This is a genomic window from Aurantiacibacter rhizosphaerae, from assembly GCF_009807005.1.
In the GTDB taxonomy this organism is placed as follows: domain Bacteria; phylum Pseudomonadota; class Alphaproteobacteria; order Sphingomonadales; family Sphingomonadaceae; genus Alteraurantiacibacter; species Alteraurantiacibacter rhizosphaerae.
This window is the reverse complement of record NZ_WUBR01000002.1, coordinates 111,435-128,477: the sequence shown is the minus strand read 5'-3', so window position 1 is coordinate 128,477 and position 17,043 is coordinate 111,435. Positions and strand designations below refer to the sequence as shown.

Sequence of the window (17,043 nt, the reverse complement as noted above, 5' to 3'; positions counted from 1 at the left end):
CTGGTCTCCTTGCTGGACCGATCAGTCAAATGTGTAGCGCAGGCCCAACAGGGCGGATGCGGCAGTAAAGTCGGGAAGATTGTCGCGGCTGACACCGTCGATACCGATGGCGGCAACGCCGGTGAGGCCGCGCCAGATATCGCGGTTGTAAGCGAGCGATGCGGAATAACCCATGCCATCGCCAAGGGTGCCGGAGCCGCCATTGAACCAGCTGATATAAGCTCCGGCGGAAAGACCGGACTTGCGATCCAGTTGGCGGGAAGCGTTGGCAGCGATGTAATAGCTTTCGTCGATCACACCATCGACGCTGGCCAGCACCGTATCCTGCCCGCCGATGAAGCTGCGGCGATCATAGCCAGCGCCCACGCCAAAAGACGTGCGCCTGCCCGATACGGAATAGCTTGCGGCTATACCTCGGTTACGAAATACGGAGGACCGCAGCGAATTGAGCTGTGCCAGTGCGCAATTGTTACCCTCTGCGCCGATCACGCAGCCGCCAAGATCGCCAGAGATCGGGTTGCGCGCTGCCTGGAAATCGGAACCCAGCATATCAAGGGCATCGGTCAACTGGCCGCCGAAGCCGGTGATGTTGTCATAGACAGACACATTCACGCTGGAATTCACGCTCGGCACATATGACAGAGAGCCGTAATATGTGGTGGAGCCATAGCGGCGGCCAACATGCGCCTCCAGCGAGGTACGGATGCTGGGGCGCCACATGACGCCCACGTCCCAGATCAGCCCATCTGTCTCATAGGCGATGCGGCGCGGTTCGCTCTCATCCGTCACCAAACGTCCGTCATTGCCGATCACCGGCGCGCCGTTGGCATCGCGCAGGGCATCGCGGCTGGAAACCTCCACATCCTCATACCCCACGCCGCCAACCAAGGCGACATTGGGCGACACGGGATAGATGACGTCGGCGCGCACATAGCGATCATCAATGCGCTGATCGAGGTTGGAGATATCCTGCCGGTTCCATCCGCCACCAATCCCCAGCCCCACGGGCGCGACGGTATAGGGTGCCACGCCGAAGCGGATGTTGGCATTATGGGTCACACTGTCATCGAAGATATCGACCTGCTGGCCACCCGGCGCGGCAATCGCCACATCCGATGTTTCCACGCGGGTATAGCCAAGGCGATAGGCACCGCTGATTTCCAGCGGGCCGGACCGCGTCTGGATGGTGGGGCCGGCATAGACTGAATAGATCTGGCTGGTGGCATCATTGTTTCCACCGATGGCACCGATGGAAGAGAAGCCGTTGCTTTCAAGCCGCGTACGAGATGCAAGTCCGCCCGCTTCCAGTGTTATGCCACGGCGCACAAGGCCCACGGATGCGCGGGCAATACCTGAAATCGTGTCGCTGTCGGCAGCATTGCCATAGCCGATCTCGCGCTCATACCGGAGGGAAGCGGAGGCATTGGAATTGCGGCCTGCAACGGCGGCATCCACGCCAGCGGCAAGCTGTGTGTAGGTGAGCACATCGCTGCCCGGCTGCAACTGCGCGGTGATAACCTGTGACGCCTCGATATAGGGGACGATGTCCACCCGCGAGGTGCGCTGTTCGCGCTCACCCAATTCGGCCTGATCCGGCATGGCGGCAGTTGGGCCCGGCGTATCCTGCGCCAGTGCCGCGTGCGGCACCCAGGCCAGCGCCAGTGCAAGACTGATTGAAAAGATCGTGCTCTTGGCCATGAAATATCAGGCGTCCTCGCCGTAATAGGCACCAAAGCGGCGACCGCTGGGGCTGAAATGCGCGGCATTCAGAAGCAATTTGAGATCGGGACAGGACGAAAGCAGCGTCAGCGCATCTTCCAGCGCGCTTTGCCCGGTGCGATCCGCGCGCGCCACGACGATGGCCTGGCCCACGTGATCGGCCAGTTCCGCCGCTTGCGATGCGGCCAATGCCGGTGGGCTGTCAAAGATCACGATGCGATTGGGCGCGGCACGGGTCAGCCGGTCCAGCACCTCTGCCGTGCGGTGGCTGGCAAGGTACTCGCTATCCGATGTCGTGTGATTACCCGCGGGCAAAACGTGCAGCCCGGCGATATCGGTGGCAAGAACGCAGTCCTCCACCTTCATGTCCTCGCGCGCCAGGATATCCATGAAGCCCGGCCCCTTGGGCAGGCCAAGCATTTTCAGCAGCGATGGCTTGGCAAAATCCGCATCAACCAGCAGGACTTCGCTGTCCTTTTCAGCCGCCAGGGCGATGGCGAGATTGGCCGCGCAATAGCTTTTGCCCTCATCAGGATGGGGGGAGCAGACCAGAACCCGCTGCGCCAGTGCGCCGGAGCCTGTTTCGCGCGCCTTGCGCACAGATTGCAGCACCTGGCGTTTCACGATGCGGAATTCTTCCAGAAGCTCTGTCACCTGCCCCTCCGGCTGAATCAGGCCGTGGCGCATCAGGCAATCGCGATCGATGGGATGCACGGTGGTGGAGAACTCCACATCCTCATAAACCGGTTCCGGCTGCGGCGTGGCAAGCGGCGCAGGCGCGGCCTGAGGGACAGGTTGCGTTGGCGGTGCCGCTGCGTCCTGCGCAGGGATTACCGCTTCGCGCGCCTTGGGCGTGGCGCGCTTCGGGCGCCGATTGACAGGCTTCTTCAGTTCCTTGGGAACAGCAGCAGGCGTATATCCACCAAGGCCGAACATGCTTTCCGCACGTTCTAGCAGCGTCTTGGGAGGATCGGGCAATTTGCGGTGTTCTGTCATCGCGCTGTCCTTCACGCCACCATGCCGCGCTGGACGAATTCAACGCCCATCAGCACGACGAACAAGACGCCCAGGCCACTGACCCCGGCGGCGAAATACTTGAGGCGCTTGGCTCGCAACTCGCGGCCAGCCTCTGTGAAAGTGTGTGAGATCGTGCCGATGACAGGCAGGCCGAAGCTACGCTCCAGCTGGCTGGCCGTGGCGAAGGTGGAGCCAAGCTTGCTCAATGCAAATGCAGTGCCCGCGCCCGCCCCCAAGCCTACGATCAGCACGCCCAGTAGCAATAGCGGGCGGTTCGGCGCAGCCGGAAGGCGCGGCGTGGTGGGCGGATCGACGACTTCGAACTGCACGGCGCTACGCTCGTTCTCCACCTGCCCGCGCAGGCGCAGTTCTTCGCGATCTTGCAGAAGCTGGTCATATTGTTCGCGCAGCACATCGTAATCGCGGCTGATGCGCTGGGCTTCCGCCGCGGCGCCGGGTTCACGCATCTGGCTAGCAGTGATGGAGGCGATTTCGGCTCGCAAGGCAGCAGCGCGCGATTGCAGGGATTGCACATTGGACATGCGCTCCACCCGCATGGATTGCAGCGTGCTGTAGGCAGGATTGGTGGTGCCACCGGCAGGTCCGGCGGATTTCGCCTGCTCGCGCAAGGACGCAACGGTGCGGCGCGCCGCGACGATATCGGGATGCTCATCGGTCAAACCGCGCGCTTCCATCGCGGCAAGGTTTGCCTGGGCCTGCGCCAGCGATGCCTGCGGGCCGCCCGATCCGGGAGTGATGATAGTCTGCGGCGTGCTGGCGATCTGGCCTTCCAATGCGGCAAGCGCGCCTTGCGATGCGGCAAGATCCGATTCCACGGAGCGCAATGCCGCGCGCGTGGCTGTAAGCTGGTTGGCAATGGCCTGCGCGCCGCCGATCAGGTCTGGATTGGCGGATTCGAACGCCAGGCGGCGCTCCTCGGCGGCCTCAAGCTCAGCCTCGCGCTGGGCAAGCTGCTGGTTCAGAAATTCGATCGAATCGCGCATTTCGCCGCGCGCACCGCCCAGGTTCTCCTCGCGGAAGATATCGATCATGCGCTGCGCGATCACTTGCGCCAGCTCTGCGTTCTCGGCGTCGGACAGGTCGGACCTGCCGCTGACGGCGGAGATTTCGAAGATGTTCTCGCCTTCGCTCACCACTTCGATATCTTTGGTGAGCCCCTCGATCGCGCGTTCCATTTCGGTGGGCGATGTCACACTGTCGCCAAGGCGGGTGGAGCGGACTACCTTTTCCAGGTTTACCGAACTCACCAATGTCTGACGGATGCGATCAATATCCCGCGCGCGGCTGCCTGCGCCGATGCCGATCTGTTCGGCCAGCACATCGTCAAGCTGCACGAAAATGCGCGTCTCGCTTTCATAGCTGTTGGGTATCAGCGCAACCACCAGCCAACCCAGCAGGCAGACGCCCCAGGCAATGCCAAGCGCCAGCCAGCGGCGATTCCAGATCGCCCACATGCCTGCACGCAATTCTTCGAGAAGCTGGTTCAAAGCTGCATCCCTTCCCTAGAACATGCTCTCTGGAATGATGATCACGTCGCCGGGGCGCAGCATCACGTTCGCCTCGCTATCGCCGCGGCGCAGCAGATCGGACAGGCGCAACGAAAATTCGCGCTGCTGTCCGCTCTGCCGGTCAAACCGGATCAGCTTGGCGCGATTGCCTGCCGCATATTCCGAAAGCCCGCCGACGGAGATCATCGCATCCAGCAGCGTCATATTGGCGCGATAGGGCAGCGATGCGGGCTGCGCCGTGGCGCCCACTATGCGCACCTGCTGGCTGAAAGTGCCCGCAAATTCGTTGACGATAACGGTCACCAGCGGCTCTTCGATATATTGCGAAAGCTGCAGGCGAATGTCCTCTGCCAGCATGGTGGGCGTCTTGCCCACGGCGGGCATATCCGCCACCAGCGGCGTGGTGATGCGGCCATCGGGGCGCACCTGTACTTCCGCGCCCAGTTCATCGTTGCGCCACACGTGGATGGTCAGCTGATCGAGCGGGCCGATGACGTATTCCTCGCCCGGCCCCTCCTGCATGGCCACAAAGCGCGCAGGCTCCAGCTCCGGTCCGGCAGCGCCCGTGCTACAGCCGGAAAGGCCAATAGCGAGGCTTGCCGAAGCAAGGAGGAGACAGACGGGCTTTTTCGTGCGCATAGATGCGTCCTTCGCGAATATTTGGTGGGCGGCTGAAACAGCCCGGTCAGGCTGCACAGACAATCCACCCCTGGGATCCGATGGGGGTTCTCGCCAAAAAGGGTGAACATTGCGTTAGCCTTCAGCCCCAAAACCGCGCTGGAGGCGGGTTTTGAGAAGACCTGTCCTAAAGTGGGACGGGTTTGGAAGCTCGCGTCAGACGAGCATTTCCTGCGCCGGCCCTTGCCCAAGGAAGGTTGCCGGGCTGGCGCTTGCCCCATATGCTCCGGCGCAGAAGACGGCGACCAGATCGCCCACTTCGGCGCGCGGAAGGCTGGCGGCATCGGCCAACCGGTCCAGCGGCGTACACAGGCAGCCCACCACGTTGACCACTTCCTGCGCCTCTGCATCAAAGCGATTGGCGATGGCCACGGGATAGTTGCGCCGCACCACAGTGCCGAAATTGCCGGAGGCGGCAAGCTGGTGATGCAGGCCGCCATCGGTGATCAGATAGGTTGTGTCATGGCTCACCTTCCGGTCCACGATGCGGGTAAGATAGACGCCCGCCTCGCCAACCAGATACCGGCCAAGCTCGATTGCGAACTGCGTTTCGGAAAGGATTTGCGGCAGGTCGCCAAGCCGCTGTTCCAGCGCGGCGCCCACCGCGGCGATATCCAGCGGGGTGTCCTTGTCAAAATAGGGAATGCCAAAGCCGCCACCCATGTTCAAATGCGGCACGGTAACGCCCGCTTCGCCCGCCAGTTCGGCAGCGACATCCAGCACGTGGCCCTGGCTTTCGATAATGGCATCCGCATCCAGCGCTTGACTACCGGAATAGATGTGAAAGCCGCGCCAGTTCGCCCCTGCATCCACGATTTTGCGGGCCAGCGCCGGAACAAGCGCAGTATCCACGCCAAACGGCTTTGCCCCGCCGCCCATCTTCATGCCCGATCCGCGCAATTCGAAACTGGGATTGACGCGGATGGCCAGACGCGGAGCAACTTTCAGATCCCTGCCGATCTGCAGAGCGCGATCCGCCTCGTTCTCCGATTCAACGTTGAGCGTAACGCCCGCCCTGATCGCGGCGAACAGTTCCCGGTCACGCTTGCCGGGACCTGCAAAGCTGATTTCGCGGGGGGTATACCCTGCTTCGCGAGCCTGCTGCAATTCGCCAGCGGAGGCGATATCCAGCCCGTCCACCAGATCTGCGATAAATTCCAGCAAGGGCCCGTATGGGTTTGCTTTCATGGCATAATGTATATTCAGCCGGTCAGGCATGGCGGCGCGAAGATCAGCCATATGCTGCCGGATCAGATCGCGCGAATAAACGAACAGCGGTGTATCGCCAGCCTCTTTCACCAGCGCGCTGGCCGTGCGTCCGCCAATGGCCAGCTCGCCATCTTTTGCTGCATATCCTACGGGAATTGGTCCTAACGCCTTCACGCTGCTTCCCTCGCCAAACGGGCGCGATCTATCTTGCCATTGGGATTTAGCGGCATGGCATCCAGCCAGCGGATCACCGATGGCTGCATGAAATTGGGCAGTTCCCGGCGCAATGCACCCCGCAAGCCATCATCATCCCCGTCACCGCGCACAACCAGGTGAATGGCATGGCCCAGCTTTTCATCCGGGATGCCCAAGGCAACCGCCTCTTCAACAAATGGCGTGGCGATGGCGGCCTCCTCTATTTCCTGCGGGCTGATCCTGTTGCCTGCGCTTTTGATCATCGCATCATCACGCCCGATAAAATACAGCAAGCCATCGTCTGCCCGGCGAACATTATCGCCAGACCACACGGCCATGCCGCCATATTGCGATCCGCGCGGCACCGGTTTGAAACGCTGTGCCGTTCGTTCTGCATCCTGCCAATAGCCCTGCGCCACCAACGGCCCGCAGTGCACCAGCTCCCCCTCGCTGGCGATTTCGCCCGCATCGTCCACCACCAGAATTTCCGCAAAGGGAATGGCGCGGCCCATGGATGTGGGATGATCGTCCACCAGATCGGGATCGAGATAGGTGGATCGAAATGCCTCGGTCAATCCGTACATCGGGTACAGCCGCGCTTGCGGGAAAAGCTGACGCAGGCCGCGCACCAGATCCGTGGTGAGGGCTCCGCCGCTGTTGGTAAGCCGCCGCATTGGCGTCACCGCGTCTTCCGGCCAATCCTGCCCCAGCAACTGTATCCACAAGGGCGGAACCGCGGCCAGCGTGGTGATGCCATGGCGGCCGCATGCCTTGATGACGTCACGCGGGGTGAGGTAATCCAGCGGCACCACGCTGCCGCCTGCATACCATGTGGAAAGCAGCTGGTTCTGCCCATAATCGAAGCTGAGCGGCAGGACCGCCAGCGTCACATCATCGCGCGCCATTTCCAGGTAATGCGCCACGCTAACCGCGCCCAGCCACAGGTTCGCGTGGCTCAGCATCACGCCCTTGGGCCGCCCGGTAGAGCCGCTGGTGTAGAGAATGGCGGCAAGATCATCGGGATCGGCATCCGAGGGGTCTGACAGCGGTGCCGCATCCTTGCTGGCGTCCAGCACCAGCATATCTTCCAGGGAAGTGCAGGAAGGCGGGATGTCGCCATCTTCCAAAGCGGCAAGACGCGCGGCATTCCCGATCAGCAGGCTGGCGCCGCAATCGTTAAGAATATGCTTAACCTGCGCGCGTTTCAGCAGTGGATTGATGGGCACATGCACCATGCCTGCGCGCGCTGCGGCAAGCGGCATCAGGCACGTGAGTTCGCCCTTGGCCGCCCATGTCGCCACCCTCGCACCCTTTGTGGGGACCTGCTTTGCCAGCCAGCCTGCAAGCTGGGCGATACGGGTTCTTAAACCATTCCAGTTAAGCGTGTGCCCGCGCAAGACCAGCGCTGTGTCCGCATCATTTCCCCGCATGGCGAGGTGATCGAGCGGGCGGGGTGTGGGGTCGGGCGCAATTGGCATTGAATTCCTGGAGCAAGCTTTTTCGTGACGGCCATCAGCTATCACCACACGGTTAACGATCTGCAAGGCCTGGATTGGTCTGGCGCACATCCGTTTGCGCGTGTGGAATGGTTTGCGCTGCTGGAAAACAGCGGGCTGAAGCCGCTGCTGGCGATGGCGCAGGAAGGCAGGGCAGGCATCGCGCTCCCCTTGCGAAAGGGAAAGGACGGGCTGGAAGCACTGACCAACTGGTACGCTTTCACCTGGAGAGAGCTGCAAACCAATGGCCTTGCCAATCACACCCTGCTGGAAGAACTGGCCGAAGATCTTGCCACGCATACCCATCGCGTAACCTTTACCAAGCTGCCAGCAGAGGATGGCACGCTGGATCGGCTGAGCCACGCCTTCCACCACACCGGTTGGCGCGTGATTGTGGAGCCTTGCGATACCAATCACGTGCTGCACGTTGCGGGCCGCAGCTACGCCGAATTCTTTGCCGATCGTCCCGGAGCATTGCGCAACACGTTGAAACGCAAGGCAAAGAAGGTGGACGTAACCCTGTCCACGCAGTTCGATGCAGGGCAGTGGGTCGAGTATGAGGCAATCTATGCCGAGAGCTGGAAGCCGGAGGAAGGCGATCCGGTATTGCTGCGCAATTTCGCCATCAATGAAAGTGAGGCGGGGCGATATCGCTTTGCCATTGCCCATCACGATGGCGCGCCCGTGGCTGCCCAGTTCTGGACCGTGGATGGCGGCACGGCCTACATCCACAAGCTGGCCCATCGCACGGATGCGCAAAAGCTTTCCCCCGGCACTACGCTGACGGCCGCCCTGTTTCAGCGGGTGATCGATACCGACGGCGTGGAATGGGTGGATTTTGGAACGGGGGACGATCCATACAAGCGTGACTGGATGGAGCAGGTGCGCACGCGGTGGCGGCTGACCTGCCTGCGCGCCGGATCGCCATTGAACTGGCCATATATTGCCAAGGCCGAGATCCGAAAGCTTGTTTCTCGATCAAACGGTGTCTAGTGCCGCAGATGTTATGGCGTCCAATCTTCCCGCCCCTACTGAGCAGAACGAGGAGACCGATCTCCTCCTGCGACAGGTTCTGGCCGATGTGCTGGGCCTATCGGCAGAGCGTATTGCAGAGCTTGGCGACGAATCCGGCCTGTTTGGCCATCTTCCCGAACTCGATTCGATGGCCGTGGCAGGCCTTCTTACAGAGCTGGAAGATCGCCTCGACATTATTATCGAGGATGACGATGTGGACGGAGAGATGCTGGAAACCTTTGGCTCCCTGCGGGCCTTCCTCAACGAAAAGCGCGGCAACGGCTGATCAGCCATGCTGACGGGTCTCTGGCCCTCCCCTTCAGGTTCCAGTGAATATGCGCTGTCTTTCGACAGGCAGCGCGAAAAACGGGTACTCGTGATCCCTGCCCTGTTCGAAGAAGGCAACAAGCTGCGCCATTTCACGGTGGAGCTTATGCGCAGGCTGGATGCAGGCGACATCGATTGCTTCCTGCCCGATCTGCCAGGCACGAATGAAAGCCTTGAGGACCTGGAGCGTCAGTCGCTTGATAGCTGGCGCGCAGCCATTGATGCTGCGGCCCACCATTTTGGCGCGACCCATGTGCTCACCATGCGCGGCGGCGCTTTGGTCGCGCCGGCCCATCTGTCTGCCATGCATTACGCGCCCGTTGCAGGCTCCGGCCTGCTGCGAGCGATGCTGCGCGCGCAGGTGATGATCGCCAGCGAACAGGGGCGTACGGAAACGCGCGATGGCCTGTTGGCGAGCGGATTGGCGGAAGGGCTGCGCCTGGGCGGATATGATATCGGCCCGCAGATGATCGGCGAGCTGGAAGCGGCCAAGCCCGCTCAGGATGCCGAGCAGATTGCACAGGGCGATGTGGGCGGCGGCGGGCTGTGGCTTCGTGCAGAACCCGGCCACGATCCTGCACAGGCGCAAAGACTGGCCGATATCATTATGGAGCGCCTGCGATGAAGCGGCACCACGTCACATTTTCATGCGAGGGAGAGACGCTGGTTGGCACGCTCGACACCGCCGATGGCGAGGTGGGCCTGCTGATCGTCAGCGGTGGCAGTGAACCGCGAAGTGGCGCGTTTGGCGGGCACGCCAGCCTGGCCTCCCGCATCGCAGCGCGTGGTTTCCCCGTGTTCCGGTTTGACAGGCGCGGGGTGGGTGACAGCAGCGGGACAGACGCTGGCTTCAGACAGTCGCAGCAGGATATAAGGGCCGCCCTCGCCTGCTTTCGCGGGGAATTTCCTGCTGTTCGCCGCATCGTGGCCTATGGCAACTGCGACGGTGCAGCCGCCCTCATGCTGGGCGAAGGTTTCGGCGTTGATGCGCTGGCGCTGGCAAATCCCTGGACTTTCGATGACGCGCAATCGCAGGATGCTCCGCCTGATGCGATCAAGGCGCGCTATCTGCAAAAGCTGCGCAATCCGCGCGAGGTGGCACGATTGCTGACCGGCAAGATCTCGATCGCAGGCGTTGCCGGGGGCGTGAGGCAAATCATCGCCGGGAAAAGCACCACGTCACAACTCGGGCAGGCGCTGGCAGACGGCATTTCGGCATTCCATGGCGATGTGCAGATCATGCTGGCCGGGCGAGACCGCACCGCGCAGGCCTTCCACACGAATTATCCCATCGGCAAAGAGGTCGTCACGGTTCGCGAGGGAGCTGACCACGGTTTCAGCGAGCCATCCGACCATGAATGGCTTGAGGACCAGATTGTCTCGATGATGAAATCGCTGGCCTAGCGGACAAACAGGCTGGCAAGTTCCACATGGGTGGACCAGCGAAACTGCCCCACGGGTCGTAGCTCTGCCAGAGTGTAGCCCGCTTCTTTCAGCTGCGCCGCATCACGCGCCCAGCTTGACGGGTTGCAGCTGATATACACCACCCGCTCGATCCCGCTCTTGGCGATTTGCTCCACTTGAGAGCGTGCACCGGCGCGCGGCGGATCGAGAATTACCGCGTCAAATTCGGCCAGCTCCTCTGCCCGCAGCGGATTTCTGAACAGGTCTCGGTGCGCGCATTCGATGCGTTGCTGCATGCGATTGGCGACGCTGCGCAGCGCGGATATCGCCGCCATGTCAGCTTCTGCTGCCAGCACATGGGACACCCCGGACAATGACAGCGCGAATGTGCCCAGCCCGGCGAACAGATCCGCGATCTTTGCCGAACCTTTCAGCCACTCTTGGCACGCCGCCACCAGACTGGCTTCGCCATCGGCGGTCGCCTGAAGGAAGGCTCCCGGCGGAAATGCCACGGGCACCCCGCCCAGCGTGATGGTAACAGGCTCCGGCTCCCAGAAGCTTTCCGCGCCGTAACCGTGATCCAGCGTCACGCGCGCAAGTCCATGTTCCCGGCAGAAATCCAGCAGGTTTTCTGTCTGCTCCAGCCCTTCAGGAGTGAAGCCGCTGATATTCAGGTCCACGCCCTGATCCACCAGCGTCATCTCGATACCGATGGCATAGCGGCCCTTGATCCGGCCAAGGTAGCCGCGCAGGCTGTTGACGACGGCAAACAGGCGTGGGTGCAGGACGTGACATTCCTGCATGTCGACGACCTTGTGCGATCCCGCCTGCGTAAAGCCGATTAGCGGGCGGCCACCGCCATTGATAGCCCGCAGGCTGGCCCGGCGGCGGGAGAATGGCGGGGACATGGCAGGCGCGGTAACGGTCTCTGGCTCCATCCCCTGTGACTGCGCTGCGTAAACCACGCGATTGCGCACAAAATCCGCCAGCGCGCCCTCGTCGCAATGCTGCAACTGGCATGCGCCGCAGGTGCCGAAATGGCGGCACGGGGGGCTCACGTGATGGGGGCCATGCTCCAGCGAGCCATCCGGCAATAACAGATCGCCGGGTGCGGCCATGGGGGCATGTTGCCCATTGGCGGTTACGCCATCGCCCTTGGCAGCGATGCGGATGATTTTGCTGGCTTGCGTCACAGGAAGGCCGCGTAGGCCCTTGGCAGCGCATCAACAAGGTCACTGGCGGAAAATACCGGCCCCGCAATACGTGCGGCCTCGGCGTGAATTTGCACGGCCTGCTGCGCTGCAAGGAACGGCGTGCATCCGCTGGCCACGCGGCTTGCCGCGATACCGGCCAGTACATCGCCCGTTCCAGCGGTGGAAAGCCATGGGGACGTTGGTGGGAAAAACCGAATACCGCTGCTGCCCACAAGGATATTGTCCGACCCCTTTGCCAGCACCGTCAGGCCAGTGGCTTCGTGAAGCGCCCTCGCCTCTTCCAGCTTGCCGTTGGCGGAAATTCCAAATGCCTCACACAGGCTCGCCAGCTCTCCTTCGTGCGGCGTTGCCAGATGCGCTGCCGCGCCGTCTCCCAACATATCGGGCGAGAGCAAGGTGAGCGCATCGGCATCCAGCACAAGCGGCGCGGAGGACGCCAGCGCCTGCCGCAGCTTTTGCCGCGCCTTTTCGCTGCGGCCAAGGCCGGGGCCGATCAGTAGAGCGCCCAGTCTTTTGTCATCCAGCGCCGGGCTCATATCCTCGTTCTCGTCCAGCACGATATCGGCGGGCAGATCGGGATGGGAATGTGGCGCCAGCAGCTTCACATATCCCGCACCCGCATGTTGCGCAGCCTTGGCGGCCAATATCGCCGCGCCGGGCATTTCGCCGCCGATGATGGTGACAAGCCCGCGCGAATATTTGTGCGCGTCTCGCGCAGGTGCGGATAGGCAGGGCCGCTGCGTCAGTTGCACCGCGTTTTCGACTGCGCCAACGCCAATATCGAAGAGGTGGCGCGATCCCATGGCCGCGCAGGCAGGCATCAGCCAATGCGCCCGCTTCCACGCGCCGAGCGCCACGGTAAGGGCGTAATGCGGAAGTTCGTCATTCAGACATTCGCCGGTGTCGCTGTCCACGCCGCTCGGCAGATCTATGGCGACAGACAAGGCGTGTGCATCCGAAAGCTGCGTCAGTTTCGCCAGCAGATCATCCGACAGGGGCCGAGCAAGGCCGGTGCCAAACAGGCAATCCACGAAGACCTCGCCGCTGGCGAAATCCACCGGCGTGCCCGCCCAGCGCTTGCGCGCCGTAACGGCAGCATCGGTTTTCGGCCCCATCGGCGCGACCACCGACACAGCAACACCGCGCTGTTCCAGAAGCCGCGCGATGACATAACCATCGCCGCCGTTATTGCCGGAGCCGCACAGCACGGTGACCGGCCTTCCGGCGGACAGGCGCCAGACCCAGTCGGCGGCGCCAGCACCGGCGCGTTCCATCAGGCTTTCAACCGTTTCGCCCTGATCGATCAACCGCTGTTCTGATGCGCGCATCTGATCTGCGGTCAGGATCTGCTGGGGCGCGGCGGCTTTCATTCGGCAACGGGCAAGTGGTATCTGTCAGAACTCACTCGCACTTCGATATAGCCGCCACGCGGAGTAACCTCGGCCTGCTGCGCCCCCGCGGCGGTAATCAGGCCGCGACCGGGCACGCCCAGTTCAAACCGGCGAAATGCACCATCGGGGTGTCGCACGATGACAAAATCAGCACCATCCTGCTCAACCAGCTCCATAGTGCAATCGCGGCCAAATCCGCCTGCGCCGTTCAGCGAGCAGTCGATCATCGTGCCGCCGGTGCTCGCCTGCGCTGTTGCCTGCTGGCCCTCATCACAGGCGGCGGTCGCCATCAGCGTGAGTATGCAGGAAAGCAGCGCTGGCTTCACTATTTGATACCCTTGGTAACCTGGCTGACATCGCGCACGGCGCCCTTGGCGGCGCTGGTTGTCATCGTCGCATAGGCCTGAAGCGCGGGCGTGATGCGGCGCGCGCGCGGCTTAACAGGCTGCCATGCGTCATCGCCCTTGGCTTCCATCGCGGCGCGGCGATGGGCTAGCTGCTCTTCACTGACATCCAGGTTGATGGTGCGGTTCGGAATATCGATCTCGATCACGTCGCCGGTTTCGACAAGGGCAATCGCGCCGCCCTCACCCGCTTCGGGTGATGCATGGCCGATGGACAGGCCCGATGTGCCGCCAGAGAAACGGCCATCGGTCAGCAATGCACATTGCGCGCCGAGCCCCTTCGATTTCAGATAGCTGGTGGGGTAGAGCATTTCCTGCATGCCCGGCCCGCCCTTCGGTCCTTCGTAGCGAATGACCACGACATCGCCCGCCTTCACCTCGTCACCCAGAATGCCGGAGACGGCATCGTCCTGGCTTTCATAAACGCGTGCGGGGCCGGTGAACTTTAGGATGCTCTCATCCACGCCGGCGGTTTTCACGATGCAGCCATCGCGGGCGATATTGCCATACAGAACGGCAAGCCCGCCATCCTGAGAAAAAGCATGTTCGGCGCTGCGGATCACGCCGTTTTCACGGTCCAGGTCCAGCTCGTCCCACCGGCGGGACTGGCTGAAGGCTGTCTGCGTGGGAACGCCGCCGGGTGCAGCCTTGTAGAATTCATGGACCTTGGGATTGCCGGTGCGCGAAACGTCCCAATCGTCCAGCGCATCACCCATCGTGGGGCTGTGCACCGTGGGCAGCGCGGTGTGGAGCAATCCTGCACGGTCAAGCTGACCAAGGATCGCCATGATCCCGCCTGCGCGGTGGACGTCTTCCATGTGCACATCGCTTTTTGCAGGCGCGACTTTCGACAGGCACGGCACCTTGCGGCTCAATTTGTCGATATCGGCCATGGTGAAATCGATCCCCGCCTCATGCGCGGCGGCGAGCAGGTGGAGCACCGTGTTGGTGGACCCGCCCATGGCAATGTCCAGGCTCATGGCATTTTCAAAAGCCTGGAAGTTGGCGATGGAGCGCGGCAGGACGCTGTCGTCGTCCTCCTCGTAATACCGCTTTGCCAGTGCCACGACGAGGCGCCCTGCCCGTTCAAAAAGGCCCTGCCGATCCGAATGCGTGGCAAGCTGCGACCCATTGCCGGGAAGCGAAAGGCCCAGCGCCTCTGTCAGGCAGTTCATGGAGTTGGCGGTGAACATCCCGCTGCACGATCCGCAGGTGGGACAGGCCGAACGCTCGATGTCCGCCACCTCTTCATCGCTATAGCTCTCGTCCGCCGCAGCAACCATGGCGTCAACCAGGTCAAGCGCCACTTCCTTGCCCTTCAGCACCACCTTGCCGGCCTCCATCGGGCCGCCGCTGACGAACACCACCGGCACATTCAGCCGCATTGCCGCCATCAGCATTCCGGGGGTGATCTTGTCGCAATTGGAGATGCACACCATCGCATCGGCGCAATGGGCGTTGACCATGTATTCTACGCTGTCGGCGATCAGATCACGACTGGGCAGCGAATACAGCATGCCGTCATGGCCCATGGCGATGCCATCATCCACGGCTATGGTGTTGAATTCCTTGGCAACGCCGCCCGCCTTCTCAATCTCTCTCGCCACCAGCTGGCCAAGATCCTTCAGGTGGACATGGCCGGGCACGAACTGCGTGAAGGAGTTGACCACGGCAATGATCGGCTTGCCGAAATCGCCATCCTTCATGCCGGTGGCGCGCCACAGGCCGCGGGCACCCGCCATGTTGCGGCCGTGGGTGGAAGTGCGTGAACGATAATCGGGCATGGTCTATCCTGGTAAAGCTTGTCGCCGCACCCCTAAAGTATAGACCACCCGAACCGAAAGAGGAAAAGCTTGGCTCGCACCAAGTCCTGCTCAGTCGCCCGATCAGTCGCCTTCCTATTCGTAAGTGTCCACCGCCAGTTTAACGCGGCCTGCGACATCGGCGATAATGGCGGCCCAGCGCGCCTGCCCCGTCTCCGTGGCGATCAGGTCATTGCGGATTTCGATGGCGCAATACGGGCGGCCCTTCGCCTCTGCATGACGGTTCATCGTCGCGTTAAGCTGCTTGCCAGAATACGGCTCGTTATCGCCAACCGTCACACCCAGTTCGCCAAACAGCCGAATGGCGTGCCGCGCGGCGCGATCGTCTTCATTGTAGAGCAGGCCGATTTCCCAGGGGCGCTCCTTATCAGGATCGCTTTCCAGCGCGGGTGTGAAGCTGTGGATCGACAGGATCAGGCCTGGATCAACCTCGTCCAGCCATTTCGCCAGATTGGCGTGATAGGGCTGGTAATAATCCTTTACCCGCGCATCGCGATTGGCCCCGATATTGCCGGGCACAAGAATGCCATCCGTGTTCACGGGGATCAGGGCTTCGTGATCCTCCTCCCGGTGCATATCGACCACCAGGCGGCTTACTTCACAAAGATAGGCGCCAATGCCGTGGCGGCGCGCCAGCCTGTCGCAAACTCCGCTCGCGCCAATGTCATATGCCACGTGCATTTCCAGTGTCGCAGCCGAAACGCCCAGTTCAATGCCTTCTGGCACATGGTTCGAGGCATGGTCGCACACAGCAACAATGCCGCCGGGCTTGGCCTCGCCAATATGGCGGAAGACCGTTTCGCTCATCGCAATTGTCCTTTCATCTGCCACCAATCGGGATGATCGAATGCCAGCTTTTGTGACGCCCTATCGCGGATTTCGGCAGATTCATAAAGGGCAAAGCACGTTGCGCCGGAACCGGACATTTCGTGCAGCCACGGATCGCTGGCCTCCAGCGCGGAGAGAACGTCTGCGATGGCCGGGCAGATGGAGATCGCCGGGTCGCGCAGATCATTGCGCCCCGCCTGCGCAATCTCGCGCGCTGTTCCATGCGGCATCGGGCCGCGATCCTTGCCATCCCATGCCTTGAACACAGGTCCGGTAGATACGGCGATGCGCGGGTTCACGAGCAGGACGGCCATGCCAGCCATGTCGTTCTCAACCGGCTCCAGTTCGGTCCCCGTGCCGCGCCCGACTGCCATTTCGCTGCAGACGCAGGCGGGCACGTCTGCACCAAGGCGCGTGGCGCGCGCATGCCAGCCATCCGGTAAACCATGGGCCTGCTCCACAATGCGAAACACTGCGCCTGCATCGGCAGAACCGCCACCAAGACCGGCAGCCACCGGCAGGTTTTTCTCCAGAGCGATTTCCAGTCCATCGGTGCGCGGCAAAGCGCCCAGTGCCTGCATCACGATATTGTCGAACGGATTGTCCAGCTTGGCCGCAAATTCACCGGTAGTTATCAGCCGGTCCTGCGCGGCAGAGCGCACCGTCAACGTGTCACCTGCGTCAACAAAGGCGAACAGCGTTTCCAGCTCATGATAGCCGTCCTCGCGCCGCATGCGGACATGCAGCGCGAGGTTGATCTTGGCATAGGCTGTTTCAACAAGCCGCAAGTTGCGG

The 17,043-nt window shown here is 62.1% G+C and carries 16 protein-coding genes; 4 read left to right on the top strand and 12 right to left on the bottom strand.

What is annotated here, in order from left to right:
* Positions 1-21: 21 nt before the first annotated feature.
* From GRF63_RS08100 to GRF63_RS08075, 6 genes are all read right to left on the bottom strand, one after another.
* Positions 22-1,698 (bottom strand): preprotein translocase subunit YajC, encoded by a 1,677-nt coding sequence (locus GRF63_RS08100; protein ID WP_160485533.1) that lies wholly within the window; start codon positions 1,696-1,698, stop codon positions 22-24.
* Between the two features lie 6 nt (positions 1,699-1,704).
* A complete protein-coding gene (locus GRF63_RS08095) occupies positions 1,705-2,715 on the bottom strand; it encodes a P-loop NTPase family protein (RefSeq protein WP_160485532.1) in 1,011 nt (336 codons plus the stop codon).
* Between the two features lie 11 nt (positions 2,716-2,726).
* Complete coding sequence (locus GRF63_RS08090; RefSeq protein ID WP_160485531.1) at positions 2,727-4,244, bottom strand: XrtA system polysaccharide chain length determinant; 1,518 nt, start codon at positions 4,242-4,244, stop codon at positions 2,727-2,729.
* A gap of 15 nt (positions 4,245-4,259) precedes the next feature.
* The gene (locus GRF63_RS08085; protein ID WP_160485530.1) at positions 4,260-4,904 is read right to left on the bottom strand and encodes an XrtA/PEP-CTERM system exopolysaccharide export protein; all 645 of its coding nucleotides are present in this window, start codon (positions 4,902-4,904) and stop codon (positions 4,260-4,262) included.
* Positions 4,905-5,099: 195 nt separating this feature from the next.
* Entirely contained in the window at positions 5,100-6,326 is a 1,227-nt protein-coding gene (locus tag GRF63_RS08080; RefSeq protein ID WP_160485529.1) for a pyridoxal-dependent decarboxylase, exosortase A system-associated, read from the bottom strand.
* Positions 6,323-7,825: an acyl-CoA ligase (AMP-forming), exosortase A system-associated gene (locus tag GRF63_RS08075; RefSeq protein ID WP_160485528.1), complete on the bottom strand. Its 1,503-nt coding sequence runs from the start codon at positions 7,823-7,825 to the stop codon at positions 6,323-6,325. The genes GRF63_RS08080 and GRF63_RS08075 overlap by 4 nt, the downstream gene beginning before the upstream one ends.
* A 24-nt stretch (positions 7,826-7,849) precedes the next feature.
* Here GRF63_RS08075 and GRF63_RS08070 point away from each other — a divergent pair, with 24 nt between their 5' ends.
* The 4 genes from GRF63_RS08070 to GRF63_RS08055 are packed head-to-tail and all read left to right on the top strand — an operon-like array spanning position 7,850 to position 10,588.
* On the top strand, positions 7,850-8,836 hold the full coding sequence (locus GRF63_RS08070) for a GNAT family N-acetyltransferase (RefSeq protein ID WP_337189639.1): 987 nt from the start codon (positions 7,850-7,852) through the stop codon (positions 8,834-8,836).
* Between the two features lie 13 nt (positions 8,837-8,849).
* On the top strand, positions 8,850-9,143 hold the full coding sequence (locus GRF63_RS08065) for a phosphopantetheine-binding protein (protein WP_160485527.1): 294 nt from the start codon (positions 8,850-8,852) through the stop codon (positions 9,141-9,143).
* Between the two features lie 6 nt (positions 9,144-9,149).
* A complete protein-coding gene (locus GRF63_RS08060) occupies positions 9,150-9,809 on the top strand; it encodes a hypothetical protein (RefSeq protein WP_160485526.1) in 660 nt (219 codons plus the stop codon).
* Positions 9,806-10,588, top strand: a complete 783-nt coding sequence (locus GRF63_RS08055; protein ID WP_160485525.1) for a hydrolase 1, exosortase A system-associated — start codon at positions 9,806-9,808, stop codon at positions 10,586-10,588. The genes GRF63_RS08060 and GRF63_RS08055 overlap by 4 nt, the downstream gene beginning before the upstream one ends.
* Here GRF63_RS08055 and GRF63_RS08050 read toward each other — a convergent pair.
* The 6 genes from GRF63_RS08050 to GRF63_RS08025 form a co-directional block, all read right to left on the bottom strand.
* Positions 10,585-11,781 carry a class I SAM-dependent RNA methyltransferase gene (locus tag GRF63_RS08050; protein WP_160485524.1) on the bottom strand — a complete coding sequence of 399 codons (1,197 nt, stop codon included), beginning with the start codon at positions 11,779-11,781 and terminating at the stop codon, positions 10,585-10,587. The two genes, GRF63_RS08055 and GRF63_RS08050, sit on opposite strands and share 4 nt — an antisense overlap.
* Positions 11,778-13,172 carry an NAD(P)H-hydrate dehydratase gene (locus GRF63_RS08045; RefSeq protein ID WP_160485523.1) on the bottom strand — a complete coding sequence of 465 codons (1,395 nt, stop codon included), beginning with the start codon at positions 13,170-13,172 and terminating at the stop codon, positions 11,778-11,780. The genes GRF63_RS08050 and GRF63_RS08045 overlap by 4 nt, the downstream gene beginning before the upstream one ends.
* Positions 13,169-13,483 (bottom strand): hypothetical protein, encoded by a 315-nt coding sequence (locus GRF63_RS08040; RefSeq protein WP_160485522.1) that lies wholly within the window; start codon positions 13,481-13,483, stop codon positions 13,169-13,171. The genes GRF63_RS08045 and GRF63_RS08040 overlap by 4 nt, the downstream gene beginning before the upstream one ends.
* Before the next feature lie 35 nt (positions 13,484-13,518).
* On the bottom strand, positions 13,519-15,381 hold the full coding sequence (ilvD, locus tag GRF63_RS08035) for a dihydroxy-acid dehydratase (RefSeq protein ID WP_160485521.1): 1,863 nt from the start codon (positions 15,379-15,381) through the stop codon (positions 13,519-13,521).
* A gap of 114 nt (positions 15,382-15,495) precedes the next feature.
* Positions 15,496-16,227 (bottom strand): N-formylglutamate amidohydrolase, encoded by a 732-nt coding sequence (locus tag GRF63_RS08030; protein ID WP_160485520.1) that lies wholly within the window; start codon positions 16,225-16,227, stop codon positions 15,496-15,498.
* Positions 16,224-17,036, bottom strand: a complete 813-nt coding sequence (locus tag GRF63_RS08025) for a 4-(cytidine 5'-diphospho)-2-C-methyl-D-erythritol kinase (RefSeq protein WP_160486272.1) — start codon at positions 17,034-17,036, stop codon at positions 16,224-16,226. Before GRF63_RS08025 ends, GRF63_RS08030 begins: the two co-directional genes overlap by 4 nt.
* Positions 17,037-17,043: the final 7 nt, after the last annotated feature.